General features: G+C 45.9%; 17 protein-coding genes. 2 read left to right on the top strand and 15 right to left on the bottom strand.

All coding sequences use genetic code 11. The features are described from left to right. Positions 1-25: 25 nt before the first annotated feature. Positions 26-949: a DUF7916 family protein gene (locus ABID29_RS07455; RefSeq protein WP_354365530.1), complete on the bottom strand. Its 924-nt coding sequence runs from the start codon at positions 947-949 to the stop codon at positions 26-28. A gap of 163 nt (positions 950-1,112) precedes the next feature. Here ABID29_RS07455 and ABID29_RS07450 point away from each other — a divergent pair, with 163 nt between their 5' ends. Further along, positions 1,113-1,838 carry a GntR family transcriptional regulator gene (locus ABID29_RS07450; RefSeq protein WP_354365529.1) on the top strand — a complete coding sequence of 242 codons (726 nt, stop codon included), beginning with the start codon at positions 1,113-1,115 and terminating at the stop codon, positions 1,836-1,838. A gap of 131 nt (positions 1,839-1,969) precedes the next feature. Here ABID29_RS07450 and ABID29_RS07445 read toward each other — a convergent pair whose 3' ends face one another. From ABID29_RS07445 to ABID29_RS07425, 5 genes are all read right to left on the bottom strand, one after another. Continuing rightward, positions 1,970-2,305 (bottom strand): PTS lactose/cellobiose transporter subunit IIA, encoded by a 336-nt coding sequence (locus ABID29_RS07445; protein ID WP_354365528.1) that lies wholly within the window; start codon positions 2,303-2,305, stop codon positions 1,970-1,972. Continuing rightward, on the bottom strand, positions 2,302-2,622 hold the full coding sequence (locus tag ABID29_RS07440; protein WP_354365527.1) for a PTS sugar transporter subunit IIB: 321 nt from the start codon (positions 2,620-2,622) through the stop codon (positions 2,302-2,304). The genes ABID29_RS07445 and ABID29_RS07440 overlap by 4 nt, the downstream gene beginning before the upstream one ends. A gap of 314 nt (positions 2,623-2,936) precedes the next feature. After that, entirely contained in the window at positions 2,937-4,181 is a 1,245-nt protein-coding gene (locus ABID29_RS07435; RefSeq protein ID WP_354365526.1) for an ABC transporter permease, read from the bottom strand. Between the two features lies 1 nt (position 4,182). Beyond that, the gene (locus ABID29_RS07430) at positions 4,183-4,875 is read right to left on the bottom strand and encodes an ABC transporter ATP-binding protein (protein WP_354365525.1); all 693 of its coding nucleotides are present in this window, start codon (positions 4,873-4,875) and stop codon (positions 4,183-4,185) included. Further along, positions 4,856-6,025 (bottom strand): efflux RND transporter periplasmic adaptor subunit, encoded by a 1,170-nt coding sequence (locus tag ABID29_RS07425; RefSeq protein ID WP_354365524.1) that lies wholly within the window; start codon positions 6,023-6,025, stop codon positions 4,856-4,858. The genes ABID29_RS07430 and ABID29_RS07425 overlap by 20 nt, the downstream gene beginning before the upstream one ends. A 351-nt stretch (positions 6,026-6,376) precedes the next feature. Here ABID29_RS07425 and gorA point away from each other — a divergent pair, with 351 nt between their 5' ends. Further along, positions 6,377-7,729 (top strand): glutathione-disulfide reductase, encoded by a 1,353-nt coding sequence (gene gorA, locus ABID29_RS07420; RefSeq protein WP_354365523.1) that lies wholly within the window; start codon positions 6,377-6,379, stop codon positions 7,727-7,729. Between the two features lie 117 nt (positions 7,730-7,846). On the opposite strand, the gene ABID29_RS07415 is transcribed toward gorA, so the two are convergent. The 9 genes from ABID29_RS07415 to ABID29_RS07375 form a co-directional block, all read right to left on the bottom strand. After that, on the bottom strand, positions 7,847-8,203 hold the full coding sequence (locus tag ABID29_RS07415) for an arsenate reductase family protein (RefSeq protein WP_354365522.1): 357 nt from the start codon (positions 8,201-8,203) through the stop codon (positions 7,847-7,849). Between the two features lie 35 nt (positions 8,204-8,238). Beyond that, positions 8,239-8,736: a methylated-DNA--[protein]-cysteine S-methyltransferase gene (locus tag ABID29_RS07410; protein ID WP_354365521.1), complete on the bottom strand. Its 498-nt coding sequence runs from the start codon at positions 8,734-8,736 to the stop codon at positions 8,239-8,241. Then, a complete protein-coding gene (locus ABID29_RS07405; protein WP_354365520.1) occupies positions 8,733-8,963 on the bottom strand; it encodes a DUF6440 family protein in 231 nt (76 codons plus the stop codon). Before ABID29_RS07405 ends, ABID29_RS07410 begins: the two co-directional genes overlap by 4 nt. Positions 8,964-9,043: 80 nt before the next feature. Beyond that, entirely contained in the window at positions 9,044-10,222 is a 1,179-nt protein-coding gene (locus ABID29_RS07400; protein ID WP_354365519.1) for a 3-phosphoglycerate dehydrogenase family protein, read from the bottom strand. Between the two features lie 765 nt (positions 10,223-10,987). After that, positions 10,988-11,539: a GNAT family N-acetyltransferase gene (locus ABID29_RS07395; protein WP_354365518.1), complete on the bottom strand. Its 552-nt coding sequence runs from the start codon at positions 11,537-11,539 to the stop codon at positions 10,988-10,990. Further along, positions 11,529-12,623 (bottom strand): 3-phosphoserine/phosphohydroxythreonine transaminase, encoded by a 1,095-nt coding sequence (gene serC / locus ABID29_RS07390; protein WP_354365517.1) that lies wholly within the window; start codon positions 12,621-12,623, stop codon positions 11,529-11,531. Before serC ends, ABID29_RS07395 begins: the two co-directional genes overlap by 11 nt. 298 nt (positions 12,624-12,921) lie before the next feature. After that, positions 12,922-15,468 carry a M1 family metallopeptidase gene (locus ABID29_RS07385; protein WP_354365516.1) on the bottom strand — a complete coding sequence of 849 codons (2,547 nt, stop codon included), beginning with the start codon at positions 15,466-15,468 and terminating at the stop codon, positions 12,922-12,924. Continuing rightward, positions 15,455-15,838, bottom strand: a complete 384-nt coding sequence (locus ABID29_RS07380) for a hypothetical protein (RefSeq protein WP_354365515.1) — start codon at positions 15,836-15,838, stop codon at positions 15,455-15,457. Before ABID29_RS07380 ends, ABID29_RS07385 begins: the two co-directional genes overlap by 14 nt. A 136-nt stretch (positions 15,839-15,974) precedes the next feature. Beyond that, positions 15,975-17,096: an aminotransferase gene (locus tag ABID29_RS07375; RefSeq protein ID WP_354365514.1), complete on the bottom strand. Its 1,122-nt coding sequence runs from the start codon at positions 17,094-17,096 to the stop codon at positions 15,975-15,977. Positions 17,097-17,151 lie beyond the last annotated feature (55 nt).

Genomic DNA, 17,151 nt, shown 5'->3' with positions numbered 1-17,151 from the left:
TTATTGGGTTAATAAATAATTTGACTTACCTTAGGTTTGATCGTCCCAACATAGTCAACTGATGACGACGCCCTCTAATCGCTTGACCGAGACAAAAAATATTTTCTGGTAGAGCCATACCATTAAACGAATCTCCAATATGTTGAATATCTGCACCACAAGCTTTAGAAGCTAAAGCTATCTGACGAATAGTATCTGTATCAGAAGAATCTTGACTTGTACCATTCGCTGCCAAAACTAAAACTTTTTCTTGGATAGATTTTCCAACATTGTAAGATTTTATATAGTCTACAATTTCCCTTAGATCTTGTTCCATAAAATGGGGTACAGTATATGGTGCAGGTACCAATAAGACATCAATTCCTGTTTCTACGAAACGTTTTGCAATATCAATTGTCATCACAGGCTCATCTACACCGGCCCCATGCATTTTACCTGCAATAACAAGCCCCTTAAAATATTGTTTAGCCAAAGAGATGGATCGAAAAATAGAATCATTAGAGACACCTGTTCCTGGATTCCCCGTCAAGCAAATGAAATCGAAACCCAAATCATTAGCTCGTTTAAGTGTTTTGGGAGAGACGAGTCGACCAATGGATATTTCTGAACGCGTCTCATGCATTGAAGCATTTGGATCAACCGGCTCTAAGTTAATGCCAATACTTCTTCCCACAGCTTTTTTAATCCAAGTGACTGGATTTTCTTCTGCTTCTTTAGGAATTCCATTAATAAACGGATGAAAAACATCTAAAGCGTTGAACAATATTAAATCTGCACCAGCAGCTCTCTCTAACTCTGCGTTAGTTACTCCCATCAGGAATGGAGGATGAGTTGGCACATTCTCTGCCATGATAGTTCTCCCTTCAGAAGCTAAGATAGCCTGTTTTAATTCTAAGGGTGTAACTGTTAAAAAATCACTTGCGCTAAAATCCAGTAATCGTTTCGCCATTTATTATCTCCTTATTTGTTATAACAACATATCACCAAATATATTTTAATACATATTGTAAACGTTGTCAATATTTTCTTAGAAAATATTTAACTTTCTCTTGACTATTTTCCATTTTTCGTTCAAAATAATGTTATAACCAATATGATGTAGGAGTATACTTGTGTTAGATAATTCTAATAAACAGCCCTTATATTTCCAACTATTTGAAAGTTTGCTTTCTACAATCCAGCAAGATTTAAAGCCCGATGATAAACTTCCTACTGAAAAAGAAATCGGTGAAGAGTATTCGGTTAGCCGCATGACAGTCAGATTGGCCCTAAAAGAATTAGAAAAGCGGGGTTACATATACCGCGTTCAAGGAAAAGGTTCCTTTGTCTCTGATATAAAAACGGAAAATTCAAATACTTTCCTAATGTTAGATCTCAAAAATCATTTTGATATGACTCGTGAAGTTGACATAAGCCGATCAGTTTATTCCTACAACCTCGAAAAGGCTTCCCTTGATTTACAACAAAAAATGAGATTAACGAAAGATAGTAAACTTATACATATCAAATTCCAGCATCATCTCAACAAAAAAATAATCGCCTCTGAGCACCTTATTCTCAAAGATTCTCACTTCTATAATATTTCTCCCCAAACTATTGAACAATATTCTTTGGAGCAAATTTTAAGGGAGAAAAATATCAGTATTAAAGCTATTGAAGAACAGTATACGATTGCTCCTTTGGCAGAAAAGGATACGGGATATGATGAACAAAGACTTGTTTTAACTATCACTAAGTTTGTCTACGATCATGATAATAATCTCATTCTCATTAGTATTCAGAAATTATTGAGCCACACTCTCACTTACAAAAATTTTATCTGGACTAATCTCGAATGAAGCTGGGAAAAAAGTCCAAAATCCAACATTAAAAACGAACAAAGAAGGATTTCTAAACGTCATAATCTCTCTTTGTTCGTTTTTTCGCTTTTGTTATTTCAACAGGGGCTAATAGTATGTGATTTCAAAAACTAAAAATCTTTTTGCCCAGCCTCATTTGATTTTTTCAAGTAAAGTTCAATCAATTCTTCTGATAACAACTTAACAGTTTCAACACTTGCCATTTGATCTTCCGCATGCATTAAAATCAAGGAAAAATCCAAACTTTGACCTGCTGCTTCTTTCTGAATTAACTCAGCATGAATCTTATGACCTTGGACAAAAAAGTTACTCGCCTCCTCTACCTTTAATCTGGTTAACTCTTCATTACCTTTTTTAGCTGCTCTTAAGGCTTCTATATAACAAGTTTTAGCCATACCACTACTGGAAATAATTTGAAAGCAGATTAATTCTAATTCATCTGTCATTCTAGTTCTCCTATCAAGTCTTTTGCCTGTTGTAAGACTTTTTTTCCATTCATCATGCCATAGTCCATCATATTGATAACAGCTAGCGGAATTCCTTGAAGTTTAGGATTTCCTTTGAATTCCTCTTCCATATAACCAACCTGTGGTCCTAGCAAGACAACATCAGCTTTTGTTTTTTCAAGCTCTAGAATTAGTTCACTAACCGAGACCGCAAAAATTGTTGCAGGATAATCTTGATTTGCCGCTGCTTCTTGCATTTTTGTTACTAATAAACTAGTACTCATACCTGCTGAGCAAGCCAAAATAATCGTTTTCATAAGTCATTCTCCTAAAGATAGTTTTTTGTGACATGTTGTTATAACAATTATAATCTTTTTAGGTAGCTTTGTAAAGCGTTTTCTCTAATCTTGCTAAACTTCTTTTTTATTCTTTAAATACCACACTCAACACATTAGGGAGTAGGTCTTCAGAAAATAAAAATAGAGTCACTAGAACTCCTCTAAAAGGCCTAGTAGCTCTATTTTATGACTATAACTCTCTGTGGCTCTCAAGGAGCCACACTAACGCCAATCGTATTGGGGCAGAAAACGTTTCGCCGAATGGGGAACAACTGCCTCCAACAAGCCAATCATCATTCATAGCGCAAGGCTTCGATTGGGTTGAGCTTGCTTGCCTTATTAGCTGGCAAAATCCCAAAAACAACCCCGATGAAGGCAGAAAAGAGCATGGCACCTAGGCCAACATCCAAGGAAACTCTGACCGGCATAGCCATATCTGGATTAGCCGCAAAAACTCCCTCTAAAATCTTAGTCAGACCAAAGGCGATACCTAGCCCGATGGCACCACCAATCATGGTCAGAACCATGGCCTCGATCAAAAACTGGTTCAAGATTTTAAATCGAGTCGCTCCAAGTGCCTTTCGCAGGCCGATCTCCCGTGTCCGCTCGGTCACAGAGACCAGCATGATGTTCATGACCCCGATTCCTCCGACTAGGAGTGAGATTCCTGCAATAGAACCGATAATCGTTGTCATGATCCCGAACTGACTGTTGATATCTTCCACTAGACCTGACATATCAAAAGTGGTAAATTTCCCACCTTTTTCAGCGACTCCAGAGATTTCAGTCAGCTTAGCCGCAGCTAGATTACCAATGTTGGTTGCCTGTTTCACATCCTTGATATGAATATAGGCACTGCCAACCTCCGGAGTCCCGAACTCTGCTGCCAACTGGACATTGGTCATCAGGGCACTCCCCCCAGACTTCATCCCATAGATGGATGTCCCCGCATCTGGGTCTTCAAAGACCCCAATAATCAAGAAACTACGACTCCCCACCGTCACAATCTGATTCAGAGCGGAAGTCATGTCTCCAAATAATTTCTCAGCCAAAGTCTGATCCACCATGATGATACTCGCATAAGTCTGGTAATCCTCAGCTCTAAACGAACGTCCTGCCAAAACCTTGTAATCCTTCACATCAAAGTAGGTCAGGTTTCCACCTATCAAATTGACCGATTCTGCCTTTTTATTGCCATAGCTGACCGTATCATTAGCCCCGTTAGTGACATAGTAATTTTCAACCCCATCAATTTCCAACAAAGAGGGTAGCCACTCTTCCTTAATCTGCGTGGCATCCTCACCATAGAAGGCTCCGGGGAACATAAAGCCATCTTCTTCAGATTCTTCCGGTTGATAATAGAGTTGGATATCCTGCTGATCTTTAGAAAAGCTACTGATCACCTGCTCTTTCATCCCATTTCCCAATGCCATGATGACAACTACCGCAGCAACACCAATGATGATCCCCAACATGGTCAGAAAAGACCGCATTTTGTGACTCCAGATAGAGGTTAGGGCAAATTTCCAGTTTTCCATTTTACTCCCCCTCTCTCACATCTTCTGTAATCACGCCGTCCCTCAGAACAATTCTTCGGCTAGCATAGGCTGCGATTTCCGGCTCATGGGTAACCATGACAATGGTCCGACCTTCACGGTTAAGTTCTGTCATTAAATCCATGATTTGCGCTCCAGTCTTCGTATCCAAGGCTCCTGTTGGCTCATCGGCAAGGATGATAGCCGGATCATTGACGAGCGCACGGGCAATAGCTACCCGCTGCTTTTGACCACCCGAAAGTTCCGATGGCAGATGATGCTTACGCGCAGAAAGTTCCACCTTATCAAGATACTGCTCAGCCAAACGCTTGCGCTTGCCTTGGGAAACACCTGCGTAAATCAGGGGTAATTCCACATTTTGAACGGCGTTGAGCTTAGAAAGCAAGAAAAACTGCTGAAAAACAAAACCGATTTGCTTGTTGCGGACCTTGGCCAAATCCTTGTCTCCCAAGTGCTCCACCTCTTGACCTTCCAATTGGTACTGACCAGAGGTCGGCTGGTCTAGGAGGCCGATGATATTCATCAGGGTTGATTTCCCAGAACCAGACGGGCCCATAATAGCCACAAACTCCCCTTCTTCAATGGTCAGACTGATGTCCTTCAAGACTTGAAGATCCTGATCGCCATTACGATAGCTTTTGTTAATATTTTTGATATCAATTAGTGGCTTGCTCATCAACTGTCACCTCCTGACCATCTGTCAAATCCATGGTCGGATTTTCGATGACCTTATCCCCAGCCTTCAAACCGCTCAAAATCTGCTGATTAGCGCCATCCGCGCTACCTATTTCAACAACTGTGCGTTTAATTTTGTGACTGGTCTTGTCATAGGTATAGACATAATAGGTGGTCTCATCATCTGTCAGGACTGCTCCGACAGGCACGACTAGGCCTTTTTGATTATTATTGACCTGGATGCTGACGGTAAAGCCTTGCTTTAATTCGCCTAGGTCGCTCGTCAGCTGGACCTTAAATGGGTATTTTGCTCCTGATCCACCTGCTGTCGCAGATGAACTATCTCCACCAGCACTGGACGGGTAGTCCGAAATATAGCTGACCTTCCCTGTCCAAGTCTTATCTGGATAAACCTTGGAAGTCATGCTAACTTCCTGATCTAGCTTGATATTGGCCAAGTTGTACTCAGACATTTCTCCGGCAACTACCAGACTACTGTTATTGACGATATGGATAACCGTTTGAGCAGAACCAGTGGTACTCTTAGCAACTGAACGGTTAACTTCGACCACTGTCCCAGCTACGGTGCTCTTGACTTGTGCCTCGTTCAGGGCTGCCTGAGCCTTATTGACCCCATCAACCGCATCTGCTCGCGCATCTTGGAGATCACTCATCTGAGAGTTAACTGTACGTTGGGCTGTGGCTGTAGCCTCTTGATCGGTCGCTTCATCCCCTGTCTCCGTCACCGTCACGCCGTAGGTGTTCAGTTCATAAATTTGCCGGTCAATCTTATTCAAGGCGCGGACAGCTGCATCATAGGCCATCTGAGCATCTTTACCATCATAAGACAGTAGGACCTGACCAACCTGGACCTGGTCACCAACATTGACCGCAATATTGGCAATATCTCCTTTACTGGCATCATAATAGACGTGTTGCTCTTCATTGGCTCTCACTGTCCCGGTTAGAAGGGTCGCTGAGGTCAGCTTCCCCTCCTTGACTTCAGCTGTTGTATAACTCGATTCATCGGCAGGTTCTGCCTTATTTCCCCCTAGAAAACCAAGCCCCAAAATAGCCACCAAAGCAACTACCGCCAGGCCCCCTAGACCAATCATAAGCCCCTTAAAGGCCTTTCCTTTTCCTCTGAACATAAGAATCTCCTTTTTGTATCTTTGTCTTGTTTATATAATACAATAACTTGTACCATTTAGCAAGACTTAACTCATTTTTGAAGCTATTTTTTATAAAGCGATTAACTTTAAGCTTATTATACCTCAGACTTAGACTGTCTAACCTTTCATTTGGCAAGATTTGCCTTACAATTCTGTAAGATTCCTAATCAATTACTGAGAGCTGCATTCCAAGTCCGACTTCCAGTCGTTATTTCCTAAGGGCCCTATCCCTTGCTTCACGGTCTAGATTTCTCCCAGTCATAGCAGATTTTTGACCTTTCCTTTAAAAAAGGCTACAATACCTCTAAAGACTAAAAGGAGTTTGAAACAATGCATAAACAGTTTGATGTGATTGTCATTGGAGGCGGATCAGGCGGATCAGGCTTTGCCAACCGCGCTGCCATGCACGGTGCCAAGGTTGCTGTCATTGAAGGTGGTCAGGTCGGCGGGACCTGTGTCAATCTCGGTTGCGTTCCCAAGAAAATTATGTGGTACGGCGCCCAAGTCGCTGAAACCTTTCAGCACTATGGACCAGACTATGGTTTCACCCCAACAGAAATCCAATTTGACTTTGCAACCCTCCGCCAAAATCGTGATGCTTATGTAGAGCGTTCCCGTAATGGCTACGCCAACAACTGGGCTCGAAATGGCGTTACCCACATTGAAGGCTACGCAAGCTTTATCGACCATAAAACGGTAACTGTCAATGGCGAGCAAGTCTCCGCAGACCATATCCTCATCGCTACAGGTTCTGTCCCTGCTATTCCTGACATCCCAGGAGCAGAGTTGGGCGAAACTTCTGATGATTTCTTTGCTTGGGAAAGTTTGCCAAAATCTGTCGCAGTTATTGGAGCAGGCTACATCGCTGTCGAGTTAGCTGGTGTTCTTCATAGCCTAGGGGTCAAGACAGACCTCTTTGTGCGCAAGGAGAGCCCTCTTCGTAACTTTGACCCCTATATTGTGGAAGCCCTGGTTGAGGAGATGGCCCGTACCGGTCTTAGCTTGCATCCCCACAAGGTCCCTACATCACTTGAAAAATTAGCTGACGGCCAGTTGAAGCTGCAGTTTGAAGACGGTAGCTCCCACACTGCAGAACATGTGATCTGGGCGATTGGACGTAAACCCAATGTCGATCAACTTAATCTTGAAGCTGCTGGTGTTACCTTAAACGACAGAGGCTTCATCGCAGTAGATGCCTTCCAAAACACTGTTGTCCCTCATATCTACGCCCTTGGCGATGTGACGGGTGAGAAGGAGTTGACCCCTGTTGCTATCAAGGCTGGGCGCACTCTGGCAGAACGCCTCTTTAACGGTCAAGCACAGGCCAAGATGGATTACGACAATATCCCGACGGTTGTTTTCTCTCACCCAGCCATTGGAACCGTCGGTCTGACCGAGCCCCAAGCCGTAGCGCAATATGGCCAAGAGGCTGTCAAGAGTTATACCTCTAGCTTTGCCTCCATGTATTCGGCCGTTACCCAGCATCGCCAAATGACCAAGCTAAAACTGGTGACTGTTGGAGCTGACGAAAAAATTGTCGGCCTCCACGGAATCGGTTACGGCCTTGACGAGATGCTCCAAGGCTTTGCTGTTGCGATCAAGATGGGGGCTACCAAGGCAGACTTTGACGCCACAGTTGCCATTCACCCAACTGGCGCCGAAGAATTCGTCACCATGCGATAAGACGGACATCCCCCCTAAGAAATGGGAAGCCCTTCGCCCGTCAACCAAATGCTCTTCGCACAAAATAAACTCTCCTACCTCGTCAGGCTAAGACCGGACAAGGCGGGAGAGTTTTTCTTAGTTTAAAAGATCCGCATAGGGGGTCTTGTAGCCGATTTGCAGAATTTGACCATCCTTGATGAGTAAAGGACGCTTAATCAGCATCCCATCTGCCGCCAGCAAGTTAAGAGCCTCATCAACCGTCAGACTGTCAAACTTGTCCTTGAGGCCCAAAGCCCGATAACTGTTGCCACTAGTGTTGAAGTATTTTTTCAACTCAAGACCAGTCGCTTCCATCCAGCTCTTCAACTCCTCACTTGATGGCGGAGTCGCCTTGATGTCGATGGCGGTAAAGTCCACCCCCAACTGAGTCAACTCCTTCTTGGCCGCCTTGCAGGTGCTGCATTTGGGGTATTCGTAGTAAATATAGGGCATCTCTTATCCTTTCATTTTTTGGGAAAATAGCAGAGCTAGGCATCCCGTTTTAGCCCGCCCCCTTCATGTTCCAGAAGCCAGATTTTCTTGTCCAAGCCACCAGCATAGCCTGTCAGACTACCATCAGCCCCCAGAACCCGATGACATGGGACGATGATGGACAGAGGATTTCGCCCCACCGCACCGCCGACTGCCTGAGCAGAAGGGCAATTGAGCTTGTCAGCCAAAGCTTTATAGGTCGTTGTCTGCCCATAGGGAATCTTAGCTAATTCTGCCCAGACCCGCTGCTGAAAATCAGTTCCCACAACTGCCAGAGGCAGGTCAGTTGGAGCAGGCTCTTGTCCTGCAAAATACCTATCCAGCCAGTCAACCGTCTGCGCCAGTACAGGATGATCAGCCAGCACAAGCTCCCCTGTCAGTCCTCGTTCAAAGTGGGCCTGACCGATAAACCAGACCCCAAGCAGGCCAAGATCACTGGCCACCAGGGACAAGTCGCCGATAGGAGAAGGATACAATTGCTTGTAACAAATCATTGTCTAACCTTAGGCTTGCCATCTGGAGTCAGGAGAGGTGTAATAGCTCCATTGAGGTGCAGGTATTCGACACCTGTTTCCCTATCTCGAATATAATAGGGTGCCGTCGCCATGCCCTCAGGCACAAAATAAACCACCTCAAACCGCTCTTGTAGATAGACTTGTTGCTCAAGAGCTGCTGCTTGCTTGACCCGTTTTTGCTCCTTTTTATCCTCATCAAAAAACATATCCTGCTCCTTTGCTCTGCTATTTTCCTAAAATTATACCAAAAAAGCTCCCTCCCGACAAATGAGAGAGAGAGCTAGGCCTATGCCTTCTCAATCATCCGCACGCGGACAATTTGTTCATCCGCCTCAAAAGCTGTGACTAACTGGTCAATCTTGCTTCTGTCCTGCTCCTCCAGATCCAAAATGGTATAGGCAAAATCGCCCTTAGAGCGGTTGATGATGTTGTCGATGTTGATGCCCAAATCGGATACCGCTGCTGTGATGGACGCCACCATATTGGGCACGTTCTTGTTAATCAAGGTAATTCGGTACGGCGCTGACAGGACCTGATGCATATTAGGGAAGTTGACGGCATTGGTGATTTCCCCCGTCTCTAGAAACTGACGCACCGTCTGGCTCGCCATGATGGCACAGTTGAGCTCTGCCTCCTCGGTCGACCCACCCACATGCGGAAAGACCGTCACCCCCTCACGATTAAGGAGTTCCTCCGTCCCAAAGTCAGTGATATAACGCTTGATGGTCCCTGCCTCAATCGCATCAAAAAGAGCTGCATGGTCCACCAATTCCGCACGCGCAAAGTTGATGAGCACCGTCCCTTTTTTCATCAGGGCAATAGCAGAGCTGTCAATCATATTGGCCGTGTCAGCTGTCAAGGGCACATGGATCGTGATGTAGTCTGATTGACCGAAAATCGCCTTCAAATCATCGACCCGCTTGACATGGCTAGAAATATTCCAAGCCGTTTCAATGGAGACATAAGGGTCGTAGCCCAAGACATTCATCCCCAGACGGCGGGCATCGTTGGCAATACGAGCCCCGATGGCCCCCAGACCAATGATGCCAAGGGTCTTACCAGCAATCTCTGTCCCTGCAAACTGACTCTTGCCCGCCTCGATTTGCTTAGGCACATCGCTACCAGTCAATGTGTTAGCCCACTGTGTCGCTGAAAAATAATCGCGAGCGGACAGAAAGAGAGAGGTCAGAACAGCTTCTTTCACCGCATTGGCATTGGCACCAGGTGTGTTGAAGACGACGATGCCCTGAGCGGTTGCTTGGTCGATAGGAATATTGTTTGTCCCAGCCCCTGCTCGAGCGATAGCTTTCAGTGAACTTGGTAGGATCTCGCCGTGCAAATTCTGACTGCGAATGATGTAGGCATCTGCTTGGTCATTACCCGTCTGGTCGATGGCAAACTGGTCACCCAGCTCAGCCAGACCAATCTTATTGATATTGTTGTAGGTCGTGATGTTAAATACCATAAATTCCTCTTGTCTTATTTTTTTGCTCGTCTGCCTAAGGTGGTCAGGCACGCCAGCAGCTGCTCCACGCATCTCATGGCTAACTGGAAAACCTAGAGTCTTTCCAGTTGCCTGTCTTGTTAGCCCTGCTAACAAGACCTTGACCACGCGGCGGCGAGCTGATTGGGGCGACTGCGTCGCCTAAACTTCCCGATAATGTTACTTAGCTGATAAGTCATAATCTAACCGTTCGGCGTCTGAAAGTTGGATAGTGAAAACCAGCTTGGCTGTGCTACGGGCGCCAGCGACCTGCTATCGCAGTTCCATGGCTAACTTTTGAGCCCTCCTCGCTGTTTTGTTTTTCAAGTTCGGAGCTTCAACAGTCCACTGGACTGTTGCACCCCAAAAATTTCCAAGTAAGGCTGTGCAAAAAGTCAGCTCTGTTGAAACCATGGTATAAAAAATAGCTTGACGCAGTGGTTGGTAGCAACTCTTACTGGCTTTGCCAATTTTAGAGTTGCCCCTGCACAGTTCATTAGGTGCTTTAGCACCAATGAACCACTGCTAGTGGTCTCTAATGCGCTGATTTCGCCAGCTTTTACAGCCCTACTCAACTGTGCGGGGGTAGGAGTGAAACTATCCAGTGGACAGTTTCAGGTCTGAGCCTTGAAATAAGATAGCGAAGACGAACTCTTTTTCATTTATTGGAGTTCTTTCCCACTCCTACCTTCAGCACTGCGGAAAATATCTCTATCTGAGCGCTTAACGCGTTCATTCTAAAACACTTCAGTCCAAACTGGCCAATTCTGCCACTTCTTGATAAAAAGCCTGTTCTTGTCGGGGTTTGATTTTTTGGTAGGCCAGGCGTTCGCCGTCAATGGGCACCTTACCACAGTAGACATAACCTAATTTCTCAAGAATGTGTTGCATGATAAGATTTTTCTCGTGGGTGTCGCAACGGAAGTCCTGCCCCTTGGTCCCTTCAATCAAGCCCTGCATAAAGGTCTGGGCTACTTTTTGTCCGCTGGCCTTGGCAGATACGGCAATCCGGTGAAAAACGGTGTAGCGGGGATGGTTGTGTTTCCACTTGCCGTCATAGATGTTCTCATAGGCCTCCTCTTGGCCGGTAATCACAGCCGCATAGGCTACAATGTCCTGGTCAATTAAAGCTACCCAGCCCTGACCCAGCAGGATATCATCGATGATGTCTGTTTCAGCAGGATAACCATTTGCCCCCTGCCATTGGTCGCTACCTGATGCTTTCAGAAAGGCACGAGCGTCCTCAATCACAGCCATAATCGGCTTCACTTCATTGGGATGGGCTAGTCTAATGTCCATGTTTGTCTTCAAACTCCTTCATAAAGTTCAATAGAGCCTCCACCCCTTCCAGCGGAAAAGCATTGTAGAGGCTGGCTCGCATACCACCCACGCTGCGGTGCCCTTTAATATTGACAAAACCTTGGCTTTCCGCCTCCTGGCAGAAAAGTTTATCCAGTTCGGGGCTCGGTGTCGTGAAAGGAATATTAGCCACGGAACGGTCCGCTGGATTTTTCACAGGGTTTTGGTAAAATGCTGAGCGGTCAATGTAGTCATAGAGCAAACCAGACTTATGTCGGTTGAGCTCTGCCATTTTCACAACACCGCCCAGGCTCTTAACGTGCTCAAAGACCAGCTTGGCCATGTAGATGCCAAAGGTCGGCGGGGTGTTGTAGAGGCTCTCGTTGTCGGCCTGGATCTTGTAGTCCAGCATAGACGACAGGGCAGGCGTTGTGTTGATGAGGTCCTCACGAATGATGACGATGGTTACACCCGCAGGCCCGATGTTCTTCTGAGCCCCGGCATAAATCATGCCGAAGTCCGCTACCCGATACTGGGCCGCCAAAATATTGGAACTCATGTCCGCCACGATCGGAACCCCCTTGGTGTCGGGCAAGTCGTAGATCGCTGTGCCCTCGATAGTGTTGTTGGTTGTGATATGAACGTAGGCCGCTTGAGGGTCAATGCTAGAAGCGTCAAAGCTCGGAATGTGGTCAAAGTTGCTGTCTTCAGATGAAGCCAGCAAAATCGGCTCAAAAGGCAACGTCTTAGACAAGAGAACTGCCTCTGTATAGGCCTTCTTGCCCCAGGAACCAGCCACGTGGTAGTAAGCCTTCTTGCCCAGAGCCAGATTAAGGGGAATCATGGAAAACTGGGTCGAAGCTCCCCCCTGTAAGAAAAGCACCTTGTAATTGTCAGGAATGCCCATCAGCTCGCGCAAAAGCTGCTCTGCCGACTGGATAATGTCCTCAAAAGGCTTGGAACGATGAGACAACTCCATGACGCTCATGCCTGTCCCAGCATAGTCTAAAAACTCAGCCTGAGCCTTTTTAAGCACTTCTTTAGGCAGGACAGCAGGCCCTGCTGAAAAATTATAGACCACCATATCAGACCTCCAAAAAAGAATTTCATTCAGTATATCACAATCTTCAGAAAATAACTATCATTTTTCAAAAATTTCGTGAAAAGGTTCTGTTTTTTTGTAGATATCTTAGCAGATAATGCTCAAAGAATATCCATCTAGCCTAGGAAATGCAACCGATGATAGAACTGCCCTTCATCGAAGCGACCTGACAAGGGCTGACTTTAATCTTTAAAGAACATAAGGCTAGCTCAACCGGCAAAGATATTCTCCAGCTAAATAAAAGCTCTCCCCAGCATAGCTGAGAAGAACTTTTTAGGCATTAGGCTTCTAAGTAAGGGCGAAGGGCTTGATGGACGGCATCTGCTTCCTTTTCAATCAAGTCAACACGCGCTGCGATTTCCTTAATCCCCATACCAATTGACCGACTAATCGCCATATCATCCAATTGTGGCTCAAAGAAAGCCTTATAACTATCCAGTTTTTCTTGGGTTTGGAAAAGACCAGCAGGTATTGTGACAAAACCTTCAAAAGCCATGTCACCTCCTAAAGTCTTAGTGATCCACTCCCACTCATCACAAGCCCACTCCCACACACGGTCTTGGCTAAATGGACGGCTTAAGAGAGATTGGTACCACGCTTTAAGATCCTGTGGCTTGATGACTTCCTTGTTTTGCAATTGTTCTAAAATATAGGTCAGAGACGCTTTTGATTTGGTTCTGGTAATCGCAGCCACCAAGTCATAGCGGAAACGCGTATCGACCGTTTTCACATAAGCTTTGAAGAACGTTTTGACTAAATCATCCGAAGGATTGGTAATCATTTCATTGAGAAGCACTGCAGTCCGCATATGCGCAGGAATCGCTTCTAAATGGTCTTGGTATTTTCTAAAAATAGCCGATGCCTGCTCTTGGGCCGGTGGATAGTGGCTAGTGATTACCCCATTCAAGACCATTGGACGTAGGATAGTCGTCTCTTCTGAATCAGCTGCGCCTTCTTCCCAGCCCAGACGCTCATAGCTTGGCACAAATGCCTTACGGCGCAGAGCCATAAAAGCTTGATACATCTCTGTGTCTTCCTCAACAAAAATGCTCAAACCGCCTAATAGTTGGGAGGTCATTGAGGTCACTAGGTAGGACGTTTCATCCGCCAAGGGCTCAATCATTGGTATCAGATCAGCATAAGCAATCTGCCCACCTTCAGCTAGTAACTGACGTTCTTGGAGGATTTGACGCTTGCTGATCGGATCAAGCGCCTGAAGATCTGCTAGAATAGCATCTAACAATTCACCTTCGTAGCTGGTTAAGTAGTGCGCTGTATTCCCATCGTTTAAGCGTAGTGCTCCTGAGTTTGCCTTAGCCAATTCACCATAGCCTGGTATCCGGAGTTCCTTAGTATCCAAGGTATCTGGCAAACCTGTCCAGTTGCTGTTAAGAGGAATATGCCAAACACGCTTCTTATCCTCATGCTCACCGATAAAGAACTGACTTTGACTGAGAATGAGGGTGTCATCCTCCACACGAGCCCTTACCAGAGGGTAACCAGGTTGTTCCAACCACGAGTCCATGAAACCTGCCACATCCTTACCAGAGGCTTGGCTAAGGGCCTGCCAAAGGTCAAAGCCGACCGTATTGCCATACTGATGTCTCTCAAAATAGGTCCGTAAGCCATCACGAAAAGCATCATCTCCTAACCACCGATGGAGCATATGCATGAGACGACTCCCTTTGGCATAGACAATCGCCGCATCAAAGAGTGTGTTGATCTCATCTGGGTGGTGAACATGGACATGAACCGACTGAACCCCGTCCGTCGCATCTCGATAAAGAGAAGCTGGTACACCGCTAGTCTGGAAGTCCTCCAAAATATTCCAAGACGGTTCAATCGCATCAATAGCCAGATATTCCATCATATTGGCAAAGCTCTCATTGAGCCAAAGGTCGTCCCACCACTTCATGGTAACCAAATTACCAAACCACTGATGAGCCACTTCATGAGCAATCACTAGGGCAATCATTTGACGGCTCTTGAGCGTGGTGTTTTGATCTGCCAGCAGATAGATCTCACGGTAGGTAATCAAGCCCCAGTTTTCCATAGCACCAGCAGAAAAATCAGGTAACCCTACATGATAGGACAGAGGAATCGGGTACTTCACGCCAAAGTAATCTTCATAGTGCTCAATCACACGCACCGCAATGTCCAAGGCAAAATCCATACTGGTCAAAGGATGCGCCTTGGTCCCAAAAACACCGACTTCCGTCCCATTCTTAGTCTTAACCGTCTTCCCATGCAAGTCACCAATAGCAAACGCTAAAAGATACGAAGACATGCGAGGTGTCCGATCAAAACGCCAGATCCCTGTTGTCTTACGCTCTTCTACATGGATCTCAGGCATGTTGGAAAGAACCAGCTCACCTTCTTCTTGATCAAAACGAATAGCAAGATCAAACGTCGCCTTAGCCTCAGGTTCGTCCACACAAGGAAAGGCTTTACGGGCAAAATGGCTCTCAAACTGGGTAGAGATTACTTCCTTCTTGAGACCATTGACAGTGTAATAAGACGGATAAATCCCGTCCATATTGTCCGTAATATGGCCAGAAAAACGTAATTCTAACGTAACCTCTCCTAGCCTTCCTCCTTCGATCAGGACAATCTCCTTGTCTGAAACTAAGCTAAAAGGCACCGCTTGGCCTGCTACTACTACCTTGTCAACAGACAATTCATACTGATGAAGGGCAAAGGTTTCTTTGAGTATTTGTCCCTTAATTTTCACCTCACCGCTAAACGTTTTTGTCTGACGCTCAATATCTAAAAAGAGGTCATAATGTTCAGGGACAAACCCTTCAATCAACCGTTCAACTGCTGTCATCGTTTTCTCCTTTTCGTGATGTGATTAATCCGAAAGACAAGGCCAACATCCAAGTTGAGCGTATCATACCAATTTTGGCCTTGACCAGATTTTCTTTGAGTCCTATTATAGCACACTTTTGCCCCAGCCATCGCAGAACAACTGTAAAGAGAGGACCGTCTGAATAAAAAACAGGCAATCTACAGATGCTGCCTTCAAAACCTCTATGCCTCTGCCATCTCGAAAAGATGGCTAAGCTTTGCTCATTCGAGAGGCTGTTTTTCAGAAATCCTAACCATATGGCTAGACAAAGGATGATGGAGAAAGACCAGGAATCTGATGATTGAACCCCAAGACGGGCATCCCCTGAACCTTGCACCATTAGAGCCATAGACGTCTCCTCTCCGTCACAGGAAAGACTGTTAGAAAAGGAGTCCCAAAAAAGCAGGGCTCGTCTCGGCTTTGCGTGTCCTTGACGGTCCTGCTCTTATTATCCTTAAGTCTTTTATGGATCTGAAGTTCTGTCTTTACTTATCGTATTGCCTCAAAAAGGAAGACAGCTCTGTCAACCCTTTCTCCAAGACTTCTCTTGGTGCGCAATAGCCTAGGCGGGCGTAGCCTGGCAGATCAAAACGGTTCCCAGGCACCAGCAAGACCCCTTTTTCCTTTAGAAGGCGAAGACAGAAAGATTCTGTCTCCTCAGGAATATCTAAGCGGATAAAGGCCGTCGAAACGTGTTTGGGAAAGACCAAGGACACCCGTGGTTCCTGAGCTACCCAGGTGCGGACAAGCGCTAGATTCTCTGCCACAATAGCCCGATTTCTCTCCAGCACTTCTTCTTTATGCCTCAATAAGTGGGTCGCCACATAGTCACTAAAGACCCCTGCGCAAATCATGGTGTAGTCACGGTACTTCCTAAACAGCTCTGTGAGTGACTCACTGGCAGCTACCCAGCCCACCCGCAAACCAGGTGCAGAGTAAGTTTTTGAAAGACTATTCACCGAAATCCCTCGGTCATAGAGATCAACAATGGCTGGGGCATCTACACCCAACTCCAAGGGCTGGTAAACCTCGTCAGCTAGAATATAGGCTCCAACCGATTTTGCTATAGCTACCACTTCTTCCAAAAAGGCTCTCTGCATGACTGCCCCGGTTGGGTTATTGGCATTATTGATGCAAATCATCTTAGTATTTGGACGGATTAATTCTCTCAAATCAGCCAGAGACGGGAGCCAGTCCTGCTCCTCATCGATCCGCCACAAGGAAACATCTGCCCCCAGAGATCTTGGAATATCGGTCAACTGTTGATAGGTGGGATAAAGGGAGACCACATGGTCGCCAGGCTCAATCAGGGCATAAAGCGCCAAGTAATTAGCCCCTGTTGCACCATTGGTCTGCAAAATCTGATTTGGGGTCACGGTCTGGTAGAGCTTGGCGACTTCTGCTTTGAAGTCTGGCGAGCCCTCAATCCACCCATAATTCATCTGTTGCGTCAGCAAGTCTTCTATGAGCTTGTCCTTGCCCACTGCGCCCAGGCTTAAGATCTCATCCAGACTCATGGAAGCAATAGAGCTGCCCGCAATATCATAAAGCGCATCATTCTCCCACTCATTGAGCCATTCTTCCACACCAAAAGCTTTAATGTCCATTGTCTCTCCTTCGTTTACTGGCAAAACCAGCACACAATCCTGCTCCGAATTTTCA

Source organism: Streptococcus rupicaprae (assembly GCF_040545225.1).
Lineage (GTDB): Bacteria > Bacillota > Bacilli > Lactobacillales > Streptococcaceae > Streptococcus > Streptococcus rupicaprae.
The sequence above is the reverse complement of the archived record's forward strand: the minus strand, read 5'-3'. Positions and strand labels throughout refer to the sequence as shown.

Coding starts and splice junctions, on each gene's coding strand:
- ABID29_RS07455 (WP_354365530.1), bottom strand. CDS start 949: ATGGCGAAACGATTACTGGATTTTAGCGCAAGTGATTTTTTAACAGTT.
- ABID29_RS07445 (WP_354365528.1), bottom strand. CDS start 2,305: ATGACAGATGAATTAGAATTAATCTGCTTTCAAATTATTTCCAGTAGT.
- ABID29_RS07440 (WP_354365527.1), bottom strand. CDS start 2,622: ATGAAAACGATTATTTTGGCTTGCTCAGCAGGTATGAGTACTAGTTTA.
- ABID29_RS07435 (WP_354365526.1), bottom strand. CDS start 4,181: ATGGAAAACTGGAAATTTGCCCTAACCTCTATCTGGAGTCACAAAATG.
- ABID29_RS07430 (WP_354365525.1), bottom strand. CDS start 4,875: ATGAGCAAGCCACTAATTGATATCAAAAATATTAACAAAAGCTATCGT.
- ABID29_RS07425 (WP_354365524.1), bottom strand. CDS start 6,025: ATGTTCAGAGGAAAAGGAAAGGCCTTTAAGGGGCTTATGATTGGTCTA.
- gorA (WP_354365523.1), top strand. CDS start 6,377: ATGCATAAACAGTTTGATGTGATTGTCATTGGAGGCGGATCAGGCGGA.
- ABID29_RS07415 (WP_354365522.1), bottom strand. CDS start 8,203: ATGCCCTATATTTACTACGAATACCCCAAATGCAGCACCTGCAAGGCG.
- ABID29_RS07410 (WP_354365521.1), bottom strand. CDS start 8,736: ATGATTTGTTACAAGCAATTGTATCCTTCTCCTATCGGCGACTTGTCC.
- ABID29_RS07405 (WP_354365520.1), bottom strand. CDS start 8,963: ATGTTTTTTGATGAGGATAAAAAGGAGCAAAAACGGGTCAAGCAAGCA.
- ABID29_RS07400 (WP_354365519.1), bottom strand. CDS start 10,222: ATGGTATTTAACATCACGACCTACAACAATATCAATAAGATTGGTCTG.
- ABID29_RS07395 (WP_354365518.1), bottom strand. CDS start 11,539: ATGGACATTAGACTAGCCCATCCCAATGAAGTGAAGCCGATTATGGCT.
- serC (WP_354365517.1), bottom strand. CDS start 12,623: ATGGTGGTCTATAATTTTTCAGCAGGGCCTGCTGTCCTGCCTAAAGAA.
- ABID29_RS07385 (WP_354365516.1), bottom strand. CDS start 15,468: ATGACAGCAGTTGAACGGTTGATTGAAGGGTTTGTCCCTGAACATTAT.
- ABID29_RS07380 (WP_354365515.1), bottom strand. CDS start 15,838: ATGGCTCTAATGGTGCAAGGTTCAGGGGATGCCCGTCTTGGGGTTCAA.
- ABID29_RS07375 (WP_354365514.1), bottom strand. CDS start 17,096: ATGGACATTAAAGCTTTTGGTGTGGAAGAATGGCTCAATGAGTGGGAG.